This window comes from Methylobacterium sp. J-078 (genome assembly GCF_022829285.1).
GTDB lineage: Bacteria > Pseudomonadota > Alphaproteobacteria > Rhizobiales > Beijerinckiaceae > Methylobacterium.
The window spans coordinates 25,278-41,722 of the sequence record NZ_JAKSYI010000141.1 but is presented as its reverse complement, the minus strand read 5'-3'; the positions used below and the strand labels follow the sequence as shown (position 1 = coordinate 41,722).

Below are 16,445 nucleotides of genomic sequence, written 5' to 3'. Positions count from 1 at the left end.
TTCGACACCGAAAAGGTACCTGCCGCCCGCTGGCTTCGCAAGCCTCCCCCGGAAAGCAGACCGTTTCCAATTCCACCCAACTCGGTCGTAGACCGGACGCGCTGATGCCGACCCAAGTCGGTCGTACAGGCCGGCGCGAGCGCACCTCAGTAGCAGCCTCTCGCTCGGCTTTGGGGATCGTCCGTCTCAACAATCCCGTGCTCCAATTCGTGCCGCCAGGTAAGACGTGGCCGAGCGCAGCATGAAGGGTACGAGACCATCCATGCTCCGTGTCGTCTCACGAGGGCGTGACTGTCGACCTCACGCGCGTCGGCGCGTCAGTCCGGCGGCCCCGCTCAGGCGACGTGGGCCGGATCGCCGATTGACCAGGCCAGGCCATCGCCACGATCCATATCGCGGATCGTCGCCATGTCCGCGTCGTCGATGCGGAAGCCGTCAAGGTCGAGGTTCTGGCGCATGCGCTCGGGGTTGAGGCTCTTGGGCAGGACGGCATACCCGTTCTGGATGCCCCAACGCAGGAGAAGCTGGGCTTCCGACACGCCGTACTTGGCGGCCATCGTCTGGAAGACCGCATCCGGCTCCCGCATCGCATCGGTCTTGGCGCTGTCCTGTCCCGGCTCGATGCGCCAGGTGGAGAGGGGGGCGAGACTGCTGTAGGCGATGGGCGTGATGTTTCTCTCGCGCATGTAGGCGATCAAATCCGGCTTCTGCGACCAGGGATGGAGCTCGATCTGGTTGACGTCCGGCATGGTCAGCCCTGCCGCCTCGATCTCCTCCAGGTGCTTCCGGCTGAAGTTGCTGACGCCGACGCTGCGGGCCTTGCCGCTGCGCTTGATCTCCAGCATCGCGCGCCACTGGTCCAGGCGGCCGGCGCCGGCATGCGGTGAGTGGATGAGGTAGAGGTCGACGTCCTTGAGGCCCAGGCGCGTCAGGCTCGCATCGCACTCCGCGATCGTCTCCTCGTACGACTTGATCTCCTCGCCGAACTCCCGGGCGCCGGGCCACAGCTTCGTAGTGACGAACATGTCCTCGCGGCGAAGCCCGGCGTCACGGAGACCTGCGTGCATGCCGGCGCCGACGGCCTCCTCGTTCTGGTAGACGGAGGCCGTGTCCACGTGCCGGTAGCCTATGGAGATCGCGGTGCGGACCGCTTCCGCGGTCTGGTCCGGCGCGATGAGATAGGTGCCTAAGCCGACGGCCGGGATCTGAACATCGGCGGTTAGCGGGAAGGTCTTTTGAAGGGGGGCCATGAACGTCTCCAGGATGGGTCACCGGCAGAGGCCGTGACCGACGGCGGCGGTCGTTTGGCCGGGGCTACGCTGGCCCAGACCGCACGCTGCGTCTGAGGAATTCGTAGCGTAGATCTTCACTCGACATCAGGTCGGATCGTTCGCTTCTTTGTTGCCTCACATGCTACAACCGCCAGCGCAACCGGAAGCGCCCGAGGCAACAATGCGAGACAGGTTCGACGGTGTGCAGATCTTCGTCGAGGCGGTCGAGGCCGGTAGTTTCGCCCGTGCGGCGGATCGCCTAGCGCTGTCACGCTCCGCTATTGGTAAATCCGTCGCCCGCCTCGAAGAACGCCTCGGCGTCCGGCTGTTCCAGCGGACGACCCGGGCCCAGAGCCTGACGGAGGATGGCCAGCAATTCTACGAACACTGCCAGCGCGCCGTCGATGAACTTCGTACCGGCGAGGCCCTCCTCGACTCAGGCCGCCGCGAGGTCGCAGGACGGCTGCGCATCTCAATGCCGGTTCTTTTCGGCCGGCGCCGTGCCGCACCGATCCTGCTCGATTACGCCAAGGAGCACCCGAAGCTCGAACTTGAACTGAGCTTCAACGACCGCGTCATCGACGTCATCGCCGAAGGCTTCGACATCGGGGTTCGGTTCGGCGCGCTGGGCAACGGAACGTCGTTGCGCGCCCGTCGCCTGAGCACGGAACACCGGGTGCTTTGCGCCGCTCCCGGCTACCTGTCGGCGCGCGGATATCCCGAGGTACTTGCGGATCTGGCCGCCCACGACACGCTGATCTACGCGTGCGGCGATCGAGAATACGGCTGGCGGCTTCCCGATGCCGATGGCGCACTCGTGGCCGTTGCCATTGCCGCCCGACTGCGCTTCGACGACATCGAGGTGATCGCGGACGCGGCCCGCGCGGGCCTCGGGCTCTGCTGGCTTCCCCACTGGCTGATCCGCGACAGCGTGCAGACGGGCGAACTCGTCGAGATCTGGGCGGACCGGCCTTGTACGACGGTGGATTGCTTCGCCGTTTGGCCCGCGACGCGCTACCTGCCGTTGCGGTCCCGCCTCGCCATTGATGCACTCGCGGATCGGCTGTCAGAAGGAAACCGGCCCGGCCGCTTGGCACAGCGTCGCCGAAAAGAGGTTGATGTCGTGCCAGTTAAGGGTGTCGCATGACGGCGTTCTGAACCTGATCCACTACCGGTTCTCCTGAAAGCGGACAGACAGCAAACCACCCTCATCAGCCATTCGCGCGGTCAAGCTGATTGGCTTTTATCTGAGGGGTGGCGGTCGTTGAGTGACCCTCAGCCGGCGGAGGCTGGCGGAGCCACCCCCACTTCCAACGCCTCCCCATAAGGGGGAGGAGAGCCGGGCAATGCCTCGGACTTGCGGATGCGATCGACCCGCTGATGGGGTTACGACGTCAACCCGCCCTCTGCGAAGCGCACAAGCGAAAGAGGCCGTCCGGTTGCCCGGGCGGCCTCTGTCGTCTCGCCCTCGCCCCGGGCCGCTATTGCGGCGCGGGCGCGGGTTGCGCCGGGGTCGCCGGCATGGTGGGCGGGTTCGCCGGCATTGTGGGCGGATCCGCCGGCGTGGCGGGCGGGGTCGCGCTGGCGGTCTCGGTGGATTTGGCGAGCTCCGGATAGGCGTCCACCACGTGGGCGCCGTTGAGGGGCTTGCTCTGTCCGTTGTGGCAGGTGGTGCAGTTCACCTTCGGCACGTCGCCGAGCGCCCCGAGGCGGTTGGGCGGGAAGGTGGAGGTCAGCGGCTCCAGGTAGTTGCCGTTGATGTCCCGCACCATCCGGATGCCGTGCCAGGCGGTGGTCCGCTGCGGCGTGCTCTGCGACCAGTTCGAGATCGCCCGGGTGTTGTGGCAGAAGGTGCAGTTGACCCCTAAGCCCTCCGACATGTGGATCATCAGGCCGTAGGTCTTCTCCGCGTCCTGGATCGGCTTGCCCTTGGTGGTGGGCAGGGCCGTGGTCGAATTCACCCGGATCACGTTGTTGTCGATGGTCTTGTCGGCGAGGTACTCGGTGAGCGTGTCGTAGGGCAGCGAGGCGAGGCCGACCGAGCTCTTGGCGAGGTTCTGGCCGTTGTTGCGGGCCGTGAAGCCGCCGGGGCGGTTCGGGCCCGGATCGGTGAACCAGATGTTGGCCGGCACCGGCTGGCCCCGGTGGCAGGTGTAGCAGGTCACGCCGGCCCCACCCGTGTGCTTGTCCTTCCAGTCGCTGTTGAGATGCTGGGTCATCTGCAGCATCCGGCGGGCGACCTTCTTCTGGTAGAGGCTGTCGTCGGCCATGTTCTCGGTGTTGTGGCAGTAGGTGCAGCCCTGCTCGGGGCTGACCCACTCGGTCATCGAGACCATCAGGCGGTTGAACTCGTTGACGCTGACGTTCTTGAGGACCTGGACGTTCTCGTAGGTGGTGCCGGCGAGATCGTCGCCGGGTTCGGCCGGGTCGGCGGGTGCGGGTGCCAGGTTGGCCTCCTTCTTCTCCGCCACCGCCTCGCGGGTGTGGACCTGCGCCATCGCGGTGCCGCGATAGCCGTTCTGCTGGACCGCCAGGGGCGGCCGGTCCCAATCGGTCAACCCGATCATCGCCACCGTGAGGAAGAAGGCGACGGCGGCTCCGAGGACGGTGAAGAAGATCTTCATGGAGCTCCCCCGGGAATGGTGGTGGCAGAGGTGGCGAGGGGATCGATCACGGGCGGGTAGACCTGCGGATAGGCCGGGGCGACGCCGTGCTTGACCGCCCAGAGGTACCAGTTGTCGACCACCGTGCCGGTGAGCAGGATGCCGATGCCGCCGGTGAGCGTGGTCAGGACCGCGAACCACCAGGCCCAGCGGTGGACCGATTCCATGGTGGCGTTGAAGCCCATGGTCCAGCGCCAGAACAGGGCGGCGCGCTCGGTGGCGGTGCCGCGATCGACGATCTGGTCGATCTCACGCTCGCCGCCGAAGCGGCTCACCGCCAGGATGGTGCCGCCATGCATCGCGAAGAGCAGCGTCGACCCGTACAGGAAGACGATGGAGAGCATGTGGAACGGGTTGTAGAACAGATTGCCGTAGCGGAGCGAGAAGGCGGCGGTCCAGTCGAGGTGGGGGAAGATGCCGAAGGGCACCGCCTCCGACCAGGAGCCCATCAGCACGGGGCGGATGAAGCCCAGCACCAGGAACAGCCAGATCGCGGAGGCGAAGGCCCAGGGCACGTGGTAGCCCAGACCGAGCGCCTTGGCCCGGCGGAACAGGCGCAGCCACCAGAGCAGCACCGAGGCGGTGAGGAAGAAGCCGGCGATCAGCCACCAGCCGCCCTCGGCCAGCGGCGGCAGCACCCGCAGGCCGTATTGCGGTCGCGGCGGCTCCAGCGCCAGCCAGGGCAACTGGCGCACGAACTGGACCGGGTCCCAGTTCACGCTAGCCCACATGTTGAGGCCGATGATCTCGAAGGCGATCAGCCCGCAGGCGAAGGAGAGCGCCCCGAGATAGCCGATGTAGATCGGGCCGACCTGCGCGTTGCCGATGAGGCCGAACAGGTAGGAGTTGAACGGCGTGCCCCAGCGCTTGTTGGAGTCCACCGGGATGCCGAGGTCCGGCGCGATCGGACGGACCTGCACTTCGGAGAAGATGTTCTGGTAGTAGGCCATGGTGTCACGAGCCTCCCTTTTCCGAGATCAGCGCCAGACGGGAAGGTTGAGCCACCAGCCCCACCACTCGGGCCAGCCGCGGGTCCAGATCGGGCCGCTGATGACGATGCAGACCGCGCTCCAGAAGCCCGCCGAGAGCGCCAGGAACAGGCCGAGCCGGTGGATGCCCAGCGTGCCGATCGAGTAGCCGATGGTGTCGCGGAAGAACGTGTCCTCGTGCTCGGGCGTCTTCACCACCTCGCCCTTGCCCGGATTGGTGGAGGACAGGATCAGCGAGCCGTGCAGCGAGAGCGCCAGCGTCGTGGTGAAGAAGAACGTCACCGCCAGCATGTGCGCCGGATTGTAGTGGAAGTGCAGGTACTGGTAGCCGGTGTTCGAGACCCAATCGAGGTGGGACAGGATGCCGTACGGGAAGCCGTGGCCCCAGGCGCCCATCAGGAGGGGCCGCACCACCACCAGGGTGACGTAGGCCAGGATCGCCACCGAGAAGGCGAAGGGCACGTGGTAGCCGATGCCGAGCTTGCGGCAGATCTCGACCTCGCGCAGGGCCCAGGAGGAAAACGCGCCCACCGCGCAGAAGGTGATGATCTGCCAGAGGCCGCCTTCCTGGAGGGGCGCGAGCGCCAGCCCGTACTTGAGGTCGGGCGGCGCGATGTTGATCTGCCAGATGTTCCAGGTCGGCCCGAGCGCCGCGCCGTAGATGATCAGGGCAGTGCCCAGCACCGAGAAGAACAGCGTCGTGACGCCGAAGAAGCCGACGTAGAACGGCCCGACCCAGAAATCGAACAGGTCTCCGCCGACCAGGGTGCCGCCGCGGATGCGGTATTTTCGTTCGAAGCTCAGCATCGCCATCGCGACCTCCCAGGCCCACCACGCTCTTTGGCGATGGCCGACGGGTGGCTCGTGGCCAGCCCGCCGATCATCCGTGTTCGGGGTATTCTGCTCTGGATGCCGGCCCGGTCAGGCGGGCATCGTCGGCAGAACCAGCGTCTGCGCGTTGGCCGCGCGCGGCGCCTTGGGGCCTTCCAGCCAGTTGAACCGGTCGGTGCTGAGCAGGATGAAGTGGATCAGCAGCGCCAGGACGAACAGGAAGGTGAAGAGCGCCACCAGGGTGCGGCGCGGATCGAAGAGAAGCCAGACCTTGTGCATGATGAGGGTCCTTCTCAGGAGAGCAGGGAGACGACGCCCTGGGCCGCCGTCTCGAGGGCGGCGTAGCCCTTCGGTCCGGGCAGCCACGGGCGCCACAGCCACACGAGGATGTGGGCGACCACGGCGATCGCCGTGAAGATGATGAAGCTCGTCAAGAAGATCGCGTGGAACTCCTTGGCTTCCGGTTCCGTCAGCCCGGACAGGCTGCTCGGTTTCTCGACAATGCCATTGGCCATCGGTTCAAACCTCCGCTGTGACTGGCCGCGCCCGCGGATCGGGAGACGGCGGGGTGCGCCTCGGGCCGCGCGGCGCGGCTCGGGGCGGTCCTTCCCGCCTGTTCGGACGGGAGGTCGGTCGGGGGCCGGGCGTGACGCCTCGGCCCGAGGGGCAAACGGGTGGGAGCGGCACCGCGCGAGCGGACCGCTCCGGGGGGCATCACCCCATGAAGACGAAGGGGATCGCCGAGACGGCCATGGCCCGCGCCTCGGCGAAGACCGAGCGGCGCGGCTGGGCGACGGCGCTGCGCGCCTGCGGCAGCACGCGCTGCACCACGGCGGCGGCGAGGAAGAACGGGTAGGTGGTGGCCAGGAGGATCCGGGCCTGGACCTCGTCCTGATGCAGGCGCGACACCGGATTCAGCGAACGTTGCATGGGATCTCTCTCCTGGCGTTCCGCGGCGGGACGCGTCCTTGCGAGGACGCGCGGGGTCGGCATCGACCGGCTGGACGGCGCCGCGCCGATCCAGCCGGAAAGGGAATGGTGGCCGGCGCTCATGCGGCGGCTCCGAGGCTCGCCTCGGCGCGGGCGCGCTCGACATGGTCCGGGACGACCCGGCCCGCGCCGGCCTGGCGCGCCGCCCGCTCGGCGGCATCGCGCAGGCGCTTGGCGGCCGAGATCCGCACCAGCACCGGATGCGCCTCGACGAGTTCGTCCAGGCGGGCACGCGCCGCCTCGTCCCAGGGCAGCTCGCGGTGGAGCCGGGCCGGAGTCGCCTCGACCTTGTCCATGTCGCGGGCGAGCGGCAGGATGTGGAAGAGCATGTCGAAGAGCGCGTTGCAGACCTCCTGGACGAGGTAGGTCGCCCCGGAGAACCCCATGAAGGGCGTGCCCGTGTGCCGCCGGATGATGGCGCCCGGGAAGGAAGCCGGCACGAACACCGCGCGGGCGCCGCATTCGGCCGCGTACATCCGCTCGTTGAACGAGCCGAACAGCACCAGCGGCGGGTTCTTGGCGATCATCTCGCGAATGGCGGCGTTGTCGGTCTTGGCGCCGGCCTTGCGGGATTCCGCAAAATGGCAGGGCAGGCCCATCTCGTCCTCGAGGAAGTGCCGGACGCCCCGCGCATAGGTCTCGGAGGCCACGATGCCGAAGCTCGCGGTGCCGAAGAAATCCTGCGTCACCGAGCGCCAGAGGTCCCAGACCGGCTTGATGGTGGTGTGCTTCTCGCGCTCGATGAACGGCTCGGGGTCGAGGCCCAGCGCTTCGCCCAGCGCCCGCAGGAACCGCGTCGTGGAATGGATGCCGATGGGCGCCTGAAAGTAGGGACGCTCCAGGGCTTCGCAGAGCAGGCGGCCGAACTCGCGATAGAGGCAGATGTTGGCGTCCGCGTTCACGAGCGCCGGTACGTCGGCCAGATGCGAGCCGAGGGGGAATACGAGGTTCACCTCGGCGCCGATGCCCTCGACGAGGCGGCGGATCTCGGCGAGATCGGACGGCATGTTGAAGGTGCCGTAGGCGGGCCCGATCAGGTTCACCCGGGGCTTCACGCCCTCCCGGCGTTCCGGACGGGCCGGGATGCCCTTCTTGGCGAAGCGCTTGGCGCCGTATTCCTGCCAAAGCCAGGACATGGCCCGGTCGGCGGTCTGCCACTGGTCCTCGTCGATGGTGCGCGGCAGGAAACGCTGGAGGTTGGTGCCCTCCGGGGTGACGCCGCCGCCGATCATCTCGGCGATGGAGCCCGTCACCACCACGCTCGGCTGGGCCGGGTCGAGGGTGGCGTGCGCCCGCTTCATCGCGGCCTCGGTGCCGTGCCGGCCGAGTTCCTCCTCCGCCAGTCCCGTCACCACGATGGGCAGTTCGTGCGGCGGCAGGGCATCGGTGTAGTGCAGCACCGAGGTGACGGGCAGGTTCTCGCAGCCCACCGGACCGTCGATGACGACCTGCAACCCCTTGATGGCGGTGAAGACGTAGACGGCGCCCCAGTAGCCGCCGGCACGGTCGTGATCGAGGACGAGCATCAGGCCATCTCCCCGATCGGATCATGAGCGGGTTTTTCGCGACGGGGGCTCGCCACCGCCTTGCGGAGCTTGGGCACGTCCTCCCAGATACCGGCGGCGTGACCCGTGCCGACCCCATCGAAGAAATCCCGCATGGCGTCGAAGCGCGCGCGGTTGCCGAGGGCCGCGTTGATGACCTTGGCGAGGGACCCGGCGCCGGCCACGCCCATGAGCGGACGGGCCGAGATCAGGTTGGTGAAGTAGAGGGCCGGAACCCCGAGCGCCTTGGCCTTCTGCACCACCGGCGTGGTGCCGATGGCGAGATCGGGCCGCACATCCATGAGGGCGGCGAGATCGTCCTCCAGGGAGGCGCGGTAGCGCACGGTGACGCCGTGGGCCTCGAGCCAGTCGCGGTCGGCCTCCGAATGGGGGGTGCGCGGGCAGGCGGTGCCCACGTAGCGCAGGTCCGCGCCGCTCTCGACGAGGAGGCGTCCGACCAGGAGTTCCGAGCCCTCGTAACCCGAGAGCGTGATCCGCCCCCGGATCGGGTTGGCGGCGAGCGCTCCCGCGATCATGGGCAGGAAGCGGTTCTTGGCGGCCTCGACGGTGGCGCGGGGCACGGCGCAGGCCTCGCCGATGCGGTCCAGCCAGTCGGCGGTGCCGTCGTGCCCGACCGGCGCCGAGCCGACGATGGGCCGCCCGGCGGCGGAGAACTCGCGCAGCGAGGCGGTGTAGAACGGGTGGATCGCCGCCACGGCAGTGCAGTCGAGGGCCGCGTAGAGCTCGCGCCATTCGCGCGTCGGTACGACGGGACCGGCCGCCAGACCCAGCGGCTCGAGGAGGCCGCCGATCACCACCGGGTCGGCGGGGAACATCTCGCCCAGCAGCGCCACGGTGGGGCGCTCGGCCCGGCCGGCGCGGGGCGCCTGGACGGGGCCCTGCTCGGCCTCCCCGCGGGCGAATTTCAGCATCGCCCCGGCCAGCACGTCCTTGGCCTCGGCATGGGTGGGGACCCCGAAGCCCGGCACGTCGATACCGATGATCCGGACCCCGTCGATCTCCTTGGGCAGGAGGCGCAAGGGGACGCCGGAGGCCGTGGGCACGCACAGGTTGATGACGACGACGGCGTCGTAATCGGCGGGCTTGGCCACCTGGAACACCGCTTCGCGGATGTCCTCGAAGAGCTTGCCGGTGACCAGGGTCTCGGAGTTGAAGGGCACGTAGCCCACGCTCCGCTTGGCGCCGTAGAAATGCGCCGTGAAGGTCAGGCCGTAGACGCAGCAGGCGGAGCCCGACAGGATCGTCGCCGTGCGCCGCATCCGCAATCCGACGCGCAAGCTACCGAAGGCCGGGCACATGCTCTGGGGCTGGTCGTGCGGCCCCGTCGGGTAGTCTTTCCGGAGTTGATCCAGCGTATCGGACATCCCGGCGGCCTCGGCGGCCGCCCGCATCGTGGCCTTGCCGGAATGGCAGCCCAGACCGTCCTCCTTCGCGGCGGCGAGGTTCACCACCTCGGCCGGGGCCACGAGGGGCGCCAGGGTCGAGGCCGGGCGCTCGTTGCCGGCGCGAAGGGTCTGGCGCGCCCGAAGATCCGCGATGTCGAGGGTGACGGCCATGATGCGTCAGACCTCGTCGTAGACGACTTCGAGGGACGGCTTCACGACCTGGGTCGTGCCGCACATGTCCTCGAAGGTGGCGGGCACCAGGGTGACGCCCCGGCCGACGGCCTCGCCCTTGAACAGACCGAGCAGCCCGTCCTGGGAGAGCGGCGTCGGGTGGTTGGCGGCCGCGTCGTGGACGTTCTGCGCGAGATCCGCGAAGAGCGAGCCCCAGGGGCTCTCGGGCCGGCCGATGATCTCGTAATTCGCGCTCTTCTTGCGGATGTCGTCGTGGGCCGGGATCGAGGCCAGGACCGGGATGCCGACGGCTTGCGCGAAGGCCTGGGCCTCGCCGGTGCCGTCGTCCTTGTTGATGACGAGGCCGCCGACCCCGACATTGCCGCCGAGCTTGCGGAAGTATTCCACCGCCGAGCAGACGTTGTTGGCCACGTAGAGCGACTGCAGGTCGTTCGAGCCGACGACGATGACCTTCTGGCACATGTCGCGGGCGATCGGCAGGCCGAAGCCGCCGCAGACCACGTCGCCCAGGAAGTCGAGGAGGACGTAGTCGAAGCCCCATTCGTGGAAGCCGAGCTTCTCCAGGAGCTCGAAGCCGTGGATGATGCCGCGCCCACCGCAGCCGCGCCCGACCTCCGGGCCGCCGAGCTCCATGGCGTAGACCCCGTCGCGCTTGAAGCAGACGTCGCCGATGGCGACCTGCTCGCCCGCGAGCTTCTTCTTGGTGGAGGTCTCGATGATGGTCGGGCAGGCCCGGCCGCCGAAGAGCAGCGAGGTGGTGTCGCTCTTCGGATCGCACCCGATGAGCAGGACCTTCTTGCCCTGCTGGGCCATCATGTAGCTGAGATTGGCCAGGGTGAACGACTTGCCGATGCCGCCCTTGCCGTAGATCGCGATGATCTGCGTCTCCTTGGTGGCCTTGACCGGCACGGGATCCGGCTCGATGCCGGCCTCGGCGCGGAGCGCCTCGGAAGCCGTCAGGGCGCCGCCGTTCAGCTGCATCGTCTTCAGCTGGATGTTCATGCGGCTCTCCAATCCAGGATCATCTTCAGGCATTCGGCATCGCCGAAGGCCGTGCGATAGGCGTCCGGAGCGGCGTCCGTCGGACGCCGGTGGGTGATGAGGCCGTCGAGGGCGAGGCGGTCCGCCTCGATCAGCGCCAGGGTCGCGGCGAGATCCTCGGGCCGCCACTGGGCCGCGACCCGGATGCGGGCCTCCCGCAGGAAGGCGGGGGCGAAATCGAAGGCGAGCCGGGCCTCGTAGAAGCCCGCGAGCACGATCTCGCCACCGGGCGCGAGCCGGGCGATCGCAGCGTCGAGGATCCCGGCATCGCCGCTGACGTCGAGGACCGTGGCGTAGTCGCGCCGGGCATCGTCCTCGGGGGCGCGCACGGCGTAGCCTTCCGCGCCCTGCCGGCGCACGGGCACGGTCTCCCAGACCTGCGGATCACCGCCGAGGGCCGTGGCGATGCGGGCGACGAGGCGCCCCAGCACCCCATGGCCGACGACGAGGAGCGGCCGAGCGAGGTCGATACCCGCCAGCGCATGATGGGCGGTCGCCGCGAGTGCGATCAGGGTGCCGCGCTCGGCGAGACCGGAATCGATGGACACGAGGCGGGCGCCGGCACTGACGAGGTGCGAGGCGGCGCCGCCGAAGAGGCCCCGCACCGGACCGAAGCAGCGGGCGCCGGGGACGAACACGGTCTGTCCCGCGCGCAATCCGGATTCGGCGCCGGCCTCCACGACCTCGCCGACCGATTCGTAGCCCGGCACCAGCGGGTAGCCCATGCCGGGAAAATCGGGCATCCGGCCCGACCAGAGCAGGCGCTCGGTGCCGGTGCTGATCCCGCTCCAGCGAATCGCCACGACGGCGTCGGCCGGGGTCGGAGCGTCGAGGGTCAGGGTCTCGAGGCCGATCTGACCGGGGCGGTGGAGGATGACGGCCTGTGCGTTCATCGAGCCTGTCCTCCCTGTCCCGGCGATTCGATCCGGTTCGTTCCGGATCTGATGTGTCATCCTAGATAGACACTTTCATACGTCAATCTGAAATTACCCGGCGCGGGCGGAATTCGCCGTTTTCGTCAATTCAGGTTGACACAAGGACCCGCGCCAGCAGCGGCCGGCGGGTCGGCATCTCGCGGACCTTCGTGAAGCCCGCCTCGTGCAGCAGGGCCGTCAGCTCGGCCACGGTCCGGCAGCGGCCGGTTCCCATGGCCAGCAGGTAGAACCCGAAATACGCGTCCGTGATCGGTTCGGCGCCGGGCGTGCCGCTCATCGGTTCGGCGATGATGAGCGCCGCATGCTGCGGGAGCGCGACCCGGGCCGCGCGCAGCATGATGCGCACCTGTTCATCGTCGTGATCGTGCACCACGCGCACCAGGGAGATCGCGTCGGCGCCCTCCGGCAGCGGGCCGGCGAGGAAGCTGCCGCCGATCGCCCGCGCCCGCCCGCTCAGGCCCTCCCGGTCGAGATGGGCCTGCGCCCGGGTGGCCACCGCCGGCAGGTCGAACAGCCGGAGCTGGAGGTGGGGGGCCGCGCGCGCCGCCGCCGTCAGGAAGGCGCCCTCGCCCCCGCCGACATCCATCAGGCAGCGATGCCGGGTCAGCGGGTAGGCCTCCAGGATGTCCTGCGCGATCAGGGCCTGCGAGGCGGCCATGAGCCCGCCATACGGCGCCACCGCCTCCGCCCCGAGGGTGGTGCCGTCCTGCCCGGCATAGGGCCAATACGCGGCGAGCCGGGTCGGACCCGCCTCCCCGCGCAGGAGGGCGACGGGATCGCGCAGGTCGTCGTAGAGCATGGCATGGTGCTCGACCATCCGGCCGATGGCGGGGTTGCCGATCAGGGCCGCGCCCAGATCCGCCAGGGCGTAGCGCCCGTCCGGCAGGGCGGCGACGAGGCCGAGGGCGGCGGCCGCCTTCAGGAGGCGGGTCGCGGCCTCGGCCGGCAAGCCCATCCGCGCCGCGAGACCGTCGAGGCCGAGGGGTCCCGGCGCCAGCGCCCCGAACAGGTCGAGGCGCAGGCAGGCGAACAGGGTCTGCGAGTAGGTGAAGCCCGCGCAGAGGTCGAACAGCGCCCGCGTGTTCGCCCGCGCGATGCCTCGGGTCAGGGGGAAGCCGGCGGCCCAGCGCTGGAAGCGCGGATCGGCCACCGTGCGGGTGCGGAAGGCGCGCCAGCGGGTGCGCCAGCCCTCCCCCGGGGCCGGGCGCGGGGTCCCGATCGCGGCGCCCCGCGCCACGTCAGGCCAGCTCCCGCGCGAGGCTCGCCGGCAGGAACAGCCGCGTCTGCGCCTCGATCTCGGCCCGGAGGGTCTCGGCGCCCGGGCAGTCGGGAATCACCTCTATGGCTTCCCGCACGAGGCGCTTGAGGCGCGCCAGGGCGCCCCCCATCCCCAGGAGGGCGGCGGCGTTCGGCCGCCCGAGGGTCGAATCGCGCCCGACCGGCTTGCCGACCTCCTCCTGCCGGCAGGCGACGTCGCGCAGGTCGTCGGCGACCTGGTAGGCCTCGCCCAGGCACTCGCCCAGGAGCCGCCAGGGCAGCGACGGCGCGCCGGCCGCCGCCGCCCCCGTCACCGTCGCGGCGGCGAACAGCGCGCCGGTCTTGGCCTGCTGGTACTCGGTGAGCGCCACGTTCGGCTCCGATTCCCAGGCCTGCCCGGCGGCGATTCCGGCGGGGGAGCCGGCGGCGCGGGCGACGAGCCCGACCAGGGCGGCGAGGCGATTCGGGCTGCGGGCCGCGCCCCGCGCCAGGGTCTCGAAGGCCGAGACGATCAGGGCGTCGCCGGCCAGGACCGCCAGGGGCTCACCGAAGGCCGCGTGCACCGAGGGCTGCCCCCGCCGCAGGGGCGCGTCGTCGAAGCAGGGCAGATCGTCGTGGATCAGGGAGGCGCAGTGCAGAAGCTCGATCGCCGCAGCCGCCGCATCGGAAGCCGCCGGATCATCGTCACCACAAGCCCGCGCAACGGACAAGCAAAGACGCGGCCGAATGCGATGACCGCCGGGAAAGACCGCGTAGCGCAGGGCCTCGGCGAGGCGGGGAGGCGCGCCCGGCGCCTCCAGATGCGCGACAGCGGCGTCCAGCGCCTGCTCGATACGACGGTTGGCGTCCATCCGGCGATTCCTCCCGTGTCACTTGTTATTGAAATGTCAGAGTGTCAGTATTGATTGACAGTCGTCAAGGCAGTTCCGCGCGACGGAGGCTCATCGGTGAAGGTCGTCATCGTCGGTGCCGGGATCGGCGGCCTCGCTGCCGCTCTGCGGCTCGCTCATGCGGGCCTCGACGTCACGGTGCTGGAGCAGGCGCCCCGCCCCGGCGGCAAGATGCGGAGCGTCCCCGTGGGCGCCGGTGCGGTGGAGGCCGGGCCCACGGTCTTCACGATGCGTTGGGTCTTCGAGGAACTCTTCGCGGAATGCGGGGCAGAGTTCGCCGCCCATGTGGGGCTCGAACCGGCCGCGATCCTGGCCCGCCACACCTGGCGATCGGGCGAGACGCTCGATCTCATGGCCGACCCAGAAGCTTCCGAGGCGGCAATCGAGGCGTTCGCAGGCGCGCGCGAGCGGGATGGATACCGACGCTTCCACGCCCGGGCGGCGGAAGTCTACGGCACCCTGGAGGGGCCGTTCATCCGCGGCGCGCGCCCGAGCCCCGTCGACTTGACCCGGAGAGCCGGCCTCTCGGGTCTTGGCAACCTCTGGCGAATCCAGCCCTTCACGACCCTGTGGAGCGCACTCGGCGACTACTTCGCCGATCCGCGCTTACGCCAACTCTTCGGGCGCTACGCGACCTATTGTGGCTCTTCGCCCTTCGCGGCGCCTGCCACCCTGATGCTCGTAGCGCATGTGGAGAGCCAGGGCGTTTGGCACGTGGCGGGCGGCCTCAGCCGCTTGGCACAGGCCGTGGCGCAGCTCGCTGGTGAGCGCGGCGCCCGCTTCCGCTACGCCACGCCCGCCCGCCGCATCGCCGTCTCAAGTGGGCGTGTTATCGGGGTCGACCTCGCCGACGGCGAGCGGGTGCTCGCCGACGCGGTGATCTGCAACGCCGACGTCGCCGGTCTCGCCGAGGGCCTGCTCGGCCGCGAGGCCGCTCGCGCAGCGGACGCGGTTCCGGCCTCCGAGCGCTCCCTCTCGGCAGTGACGCTCTGCCTCTCGGCCCGGGCCCAGGGGTTCCCGCTCGCCCGCCACACCGTGTTCTTCTCGGCCGATTACGAGGCGGAGTTCGCGCAGATCGCACGGGGCACCCTGCCCGCCGACCCGACGATCTACGTCTGCGCCCAGGACCGAAGCGATGTCGCCCCACATCCGGACGGCCCGGAGCGCCTGCTCTGCCTCGCCAACGCACCGGCCCGCCCGTTCAGCCCCTCGGAGATCGAGACATGCGTGACCACGATGCGACGGCGCCTGAGCGCGAGCGGCCTGACCTTGGTGGACGCGGCGGAGCCGGTGACGACCCGGCCGGAGGATTTTGCCCGCCTGTTTCCGGGCTCGGCGGGAGCGCTCTACGGACGGGCGTCTCACGGCTGGATGGCCTCGTTCAAGCGTCCGGGGGCGCGCACAAAGATCCCGGGCCTGTATCTAGCCGGGGGGAGCGTGCATCCGGGTCCGGGGGTGCCGATGGCGGCGCAATCCGGGCGGATCGCGGCGGACAGTCTGATGCACGACAGCAGCCGCGCCCGCGCTTCGATACGCGGGTGGATCGCGACGGCTACGTCTGGTGGTACGTCGACGCCCTGAGCGCGGACGGACGCCAGGGGCTCACCATCATCGCCTTCATCGGCAGCGTGTTCTCTCCCTACTATGCCTGGGACCCGACGCGCGATCCGTTCAACCATTGCGCCATCAACGTGGTGCTGTACGGCGAACGGGCCAACCGCTTCTGCATGACCGAGCGCGGACGCACCGCCTTGGAGCGGGACGCGGACCATATCCGGATCGGCCAGAGCGGCCTCGAGTGGGATGGCACCACCCTGACGATTCGCCTCGACGAGGTCACGGCCCCCATCCCCACTCGGGTGCGCGGCACCGTGCGCATCCGGCCCGCCGGCTTCACGCCGGGGCCGCACCACCTCGACGGGGCCGGCCGGCACCGATGGTGGCCCATGGCGCCGAACTCGCCGGTGGAGGTGAAATTGAGAGAGCCTGACCTGTCCTGGCGGGGAACGGCCTACTTCGACACCAACCACGGCGACACCGCCCTGGAGGCCGCCTTCACGGACTGGACGTGGTGCCGGGCGGACCTGCGGGACGGGGCGGCGATCCTCTACGACGTGCACCGCCGAGACGGGACCGACCAGGACCTCACCCTCTGCTTCGCTCCCGACGGGACGCCTCGCGAGATCGCGCCGCCGCGCCGCGCCGACCTGTCCCGGACCCGCCTGTGGCGGATGCCCCGCCATACCCGCAGCGACGACGGCCGGGCCGAAGTGCTGCGGACCTTCGAGGACACCCCATTCTACGCGCGCTCGCACCTCGCCGCGACCCTGCGCGGGGAATCGGTGCGGCCGGTGCACGAGAGCCTCTCGCTGACCCGATTCAGCAACCCGCTGGTGCGGCTGATGCTGCCCTTCCGGATGCCGCGGCGGACCTGAT

General features: G+C 69.7%; 16 protein-coding genes. 3 read left to right on the top strand and 13 right to left on the bottom strand.

Annotation, left to right across the window (positions count from 1 at the left end; all coding sequences use genetic code 11):
• Positions 1 to 335 precede the first annotated feature (335 nt).
• Positions 336 to 1,250 (bottom strand): aldo/keto reductase family protein, encoded by a 915-nt coding sequence (locus tag MKK58_RS24975; RefSeq protein ID WP_243915652.1) that lies wholly within the window; start codon positions 1,248 to 1,250, stop codon positions 336 to 338.
• Positions 1,251 to 1,452: 202 nt separating this feature from the next.
• Between MKK58_RS24975 and MKK58_RS24970 the strand changes: the two genes are divergently transcribed.
• Positions 1,453 to 2,418, top strand: a complete 966-nt coding sequence (locus tag MKK58_RS24970; RefSeq protein ID WP_243915651.1) for a LysR substrate-binding domain-containing protein — start codon at positions 1,453 to 1,455, stop codon at positions 2,416 to 2,418.
• Positions 2,419 to 2,752: 334 nt separating this feature from the next.
• Here the strand turns inward: MKK58_RS24970 and pufC are convergent, their stop codons facing one another.
• The 12 genes from pufC to MKK58_RS24910 form a co-directional block, all read right to left on the bottom strand.
• On the bottom strand, positions 2,753 to 3,895 hold the full coding sequence (pufC, locus tag MKK58_RS24965) for a photosynthetic reaction center cytochrome PufC (protein ID WP_243915650.1): 1,143 nt from the start codon (positions 3,893 to 3,895) through the stop codon (positions 2,753 to 2,755).
• Complete coding sequence (gene pufM, locus MKK58_RS24960) at positions 3,892 to 4,884, bottom strand: photosynthetic reaction center subunit M (RefSeq protein ID WP_243915649.1); 993 nt, start codon at positions 4,882 to 4,884, stop codon at positions 3,892 to 3,894. The genes pufC and pufM overlap by 4 nt, the downstream gene beginning before the upstream one ends.
• A 27-nt stretch (positions 4,885 to 4,911) precedes the next feature.
• Positions 4,912 to 5,736 (bottom strand): photosynthetic reaction center subunit L, encoded by an 825-nt coding sequence (gene pufL, locus MKK58_RS24955; protein ID WP_243915648.1) that lies wholly within the window; start codon positions 5,734 to 5,736, stop codon positions 4,912 to 4,914.
• Between the two features lie 108 nt (positions 5,737 to 5,844).
• Entirely contained in the window at positions 5,845 to 6,033 is a 189-nt protein-coding gene (gene pufA / locus MKK58_RS24950; RefSeq protein ID WP_238278141.1) for a light-harvesting antenna LH1, alpha subunit, read from the bottom strand.
• 14 nt (positions 6,034 to 6,047) lie between these two features.
• On the bottom strand, positions 6,048 to 6,269 hold the full coding sequence (pufB, locus tag MKK58_RS24945) for a light-harvesting antenna LH1, beta subunit (RefSeq protein WP_055956020.1): 222 nt from the start codon (positions 6,267 to 6,269) through the stop codon (positions 6,048 to 6,050).
• A 199-nt stretch (positions 6,270 to 6,468) separates the two neighbouring features.
• On the bottom strand, positions 6,469 to 6,684 hold the full coding sequence (locus MKK58_RS24940) for a hypothetical protein (protein WP_238278139.1): 216 nt from the start codon (positions 6,682 to 6,684) through the stop codon (positions 6,469 to 6,471).
• A gap of 119 nt (positions 6,685 to 6,803) precedes the next feature.
• A complete protein-coding gene (gene bchZ / locus MKK58_RS24935) occupies positions 6,804 to 8,270 on the bottom strand; it encodes a chlorophyllide a reductase subunit Z (RefSeq protein ID WP_243915647.1) in 1,467 nt (488 codons plus the stop codon).
• Positions 8,270 to 9,865 (bottom strand): chlorophyllide a reductase subunit Y, encoded by a 1,596-nt coding sequence (bchY, locus tag MKK58_RS24930; RefSeq protein WP_243915646.1) that lies wholly within the window; start codon positions 9,863 to 9,865, stop codon positions 8,270 to 8,272. The genes bchZ and bchY overlap by 1 nt, the downstream gene beginning before the upstream one ends.
• A 6-nt stretch (positions 9,866 to 9,871) precedes the next feature.
• Positions 9,872 to 10,888 carry a chlorophyllide a reductase iron protein subunit X gene (locus tag MKK58_RS24925; RefSeq protein WP_243915645.1) on the bottom strand — a complete coding sequence of 339 codons (1,017 nt, stop codon included), beginning with the start codon at positions 10,886 to 10,888 and terminating at the stop codon, positions 9,872 to 9,874.
• The gene (gene bchC, locus MKK58_RS24920) at positions 10,885 to 11,820 is read right to left on the bottom strand and encodes a chlorophyll synthesis pathway protein BchC (protein WP_243915644.1); all 936 of its coding nucleotides are present in this window, start codon (positions 11,818 to 11,820) and stop codon (positions 10,885 to 10,887) included. Before bchC ends, MKK58_RS24925 begins: the two co-directional genes overlap by 4 nt.
• Before the next feature lie 130 nt (positions 11,821 to 11,950).
• Positions 11,951 to 13,099: a methyltransferase gene (locus MKK58_RS24915; RefSeq protein ID WP_243915643.1), complete on the bottom strand. Its 1,149-nt coding sequence runs from the start codon at positions 13,097 to 13,099 to the stop codon at positions 11,951 to 11,953.
• A 1-nt stretch (position 13,100) separates the two neighbouring features.
• The gene (locus tag MKK58_RS24910; RefSeq protein ID WP_243915642.1) at positions 13,101 to 13,970 is read right to left on the bottom strand and encodes a polyprenyl synthetase family protein; all 870 of its coding nucleotides are present in this window, start codon (positions 13,968 to 13,970) and stop codon (positions 13,101 to 13,103) included.
• Positions 13,971 to 14,066: 96 nt separating this feature from the next.
• On the opposite strand from MKK58_RS24910, the gene crtD reads away from it, so the two are divergent.
• The gene (gene crtD, locus MKK58_RS24905) at positions 14,067 to 15,590 is read left to right on the top strand and encodes a 1-hydroxycarotenoid 3,4-desaturase CrtD (protein ID WP_243915641.1); all 1,524 of its coding nucleotides are present in this window, start codon (positions 14,067 to 14,069) and stop codon (positions 15,588 to 15,590) included.
• A complete protein-coding gene (locus MKK58_RS24900) occupies positions 15,548 to 16,444 on the top strand; it encodes a carotenoid 1,2-hydratase (protein WP_243915640.1) in 897 nt (298 codons plus the stop codon). Before crtD ends, MKK58_RS24900 begins: the two co-directional genes overlap by 43 nt.
• Position 16,445: the final 1 nt, after the last annotated feature.

What these genes read in the sequence shown, in the direction of transcription:
- MKK58_RS24975 (WP_243915652.1), bottom strand. Translation starts at nt 1,250, where the DNA reads ATGGCCCCCCTTCAAAAGACCTTCCCGCTAACCGCCGATGTTCAGATC.
- MKK58_RS24970 (WP_243915651.1), top strand. Translation starts at nt 1,453, where the DNA reads ATGCGAGACAGGTTCGACGGTGTGCAGATCTTCGTCGAGGCGGTCGAG.
- pufC (WP_243915650.1), bottom strand. Translation starts at nt 3,895, where the DNA reads ATGAAGATCTTCTTCACCGTCCTCGGAGCCGCCGTCGCCTTCTTCCTC.
- pufM (WP_243915649.1), bottom strand. Translation starts at nt 4,884, where the DNA reads ATGGCCTACTACCAGAACATCTTCTCCGAAGTGCAGGTCCGTCCGATC.
- pufL (WP_243915648.1), bottom strand. Translation starts at nt 5,736, where the DNA reads ATGGCGATGCTGAGCTTCGAACGAAAATACCGCATCCGCGGCGGCACC.
- pufA (WP_238278141.1), bottom strand. Translation starts at nt 6,033, where the DNA reads ATGCACAAGGTCTGGCTTCTCTTCGATCCGCGCCGCACCCTGGTGGCG.
- pufB (WP_055956020.1), bottom strand. Translation starts at nt 6,269, where the DNA reads ATGGCCAATGGCATTGTCGAGAAACCGAGCAGCCTGTCCGGGCTGACG.
- MKK58_RS24940 (WP_238278139.1), bottom strand. Translation starts at nt 6,684, where the DNA reads ATGCAACGTTCGCTGAATCCGGTGTCGCGCCTGCATCAGGACGAGGTC.
- bchZ (WP_243915647.1), bottom strand. Translation starts at nt 8,270, where the DNA reads ATGCTCGTCCTCGATCACGACCGTGCCGGCGGCTACTGGGGCGCCGTC.
- bchY (WP_243915646.1), bottom strand. Translation starts at nt 9,865, where the DNA reads ATGGCCGTCACCCTCGACATCGCGGATCTTCGGGCGCGCCAGACCCTT.
- MKK58_RS24925 (WP_243915645.1), bottom strand. Translation starts at nt 10,888, where the DNA reads ATGAACATCCAGCTGAAGACGATGCAGCTGAACGGCGGCGCCCTGACG.
- bchC (WP_243915644.1), bottom strand. Translation starts at nt 11,820, where the DNA reads ATGAACGCACAGGCCGTCATCCTCCACCGCCCCGGTCAGATCGGCCTC.
- MKK58_RS24910 (WP_243915642.1), bottom strand. Translation starts at nt 13,970, where the DNA reads ATGGACGCCAACCGTCGTATCGAGCAGGCGCTGGACGCCGCTGTCGCG.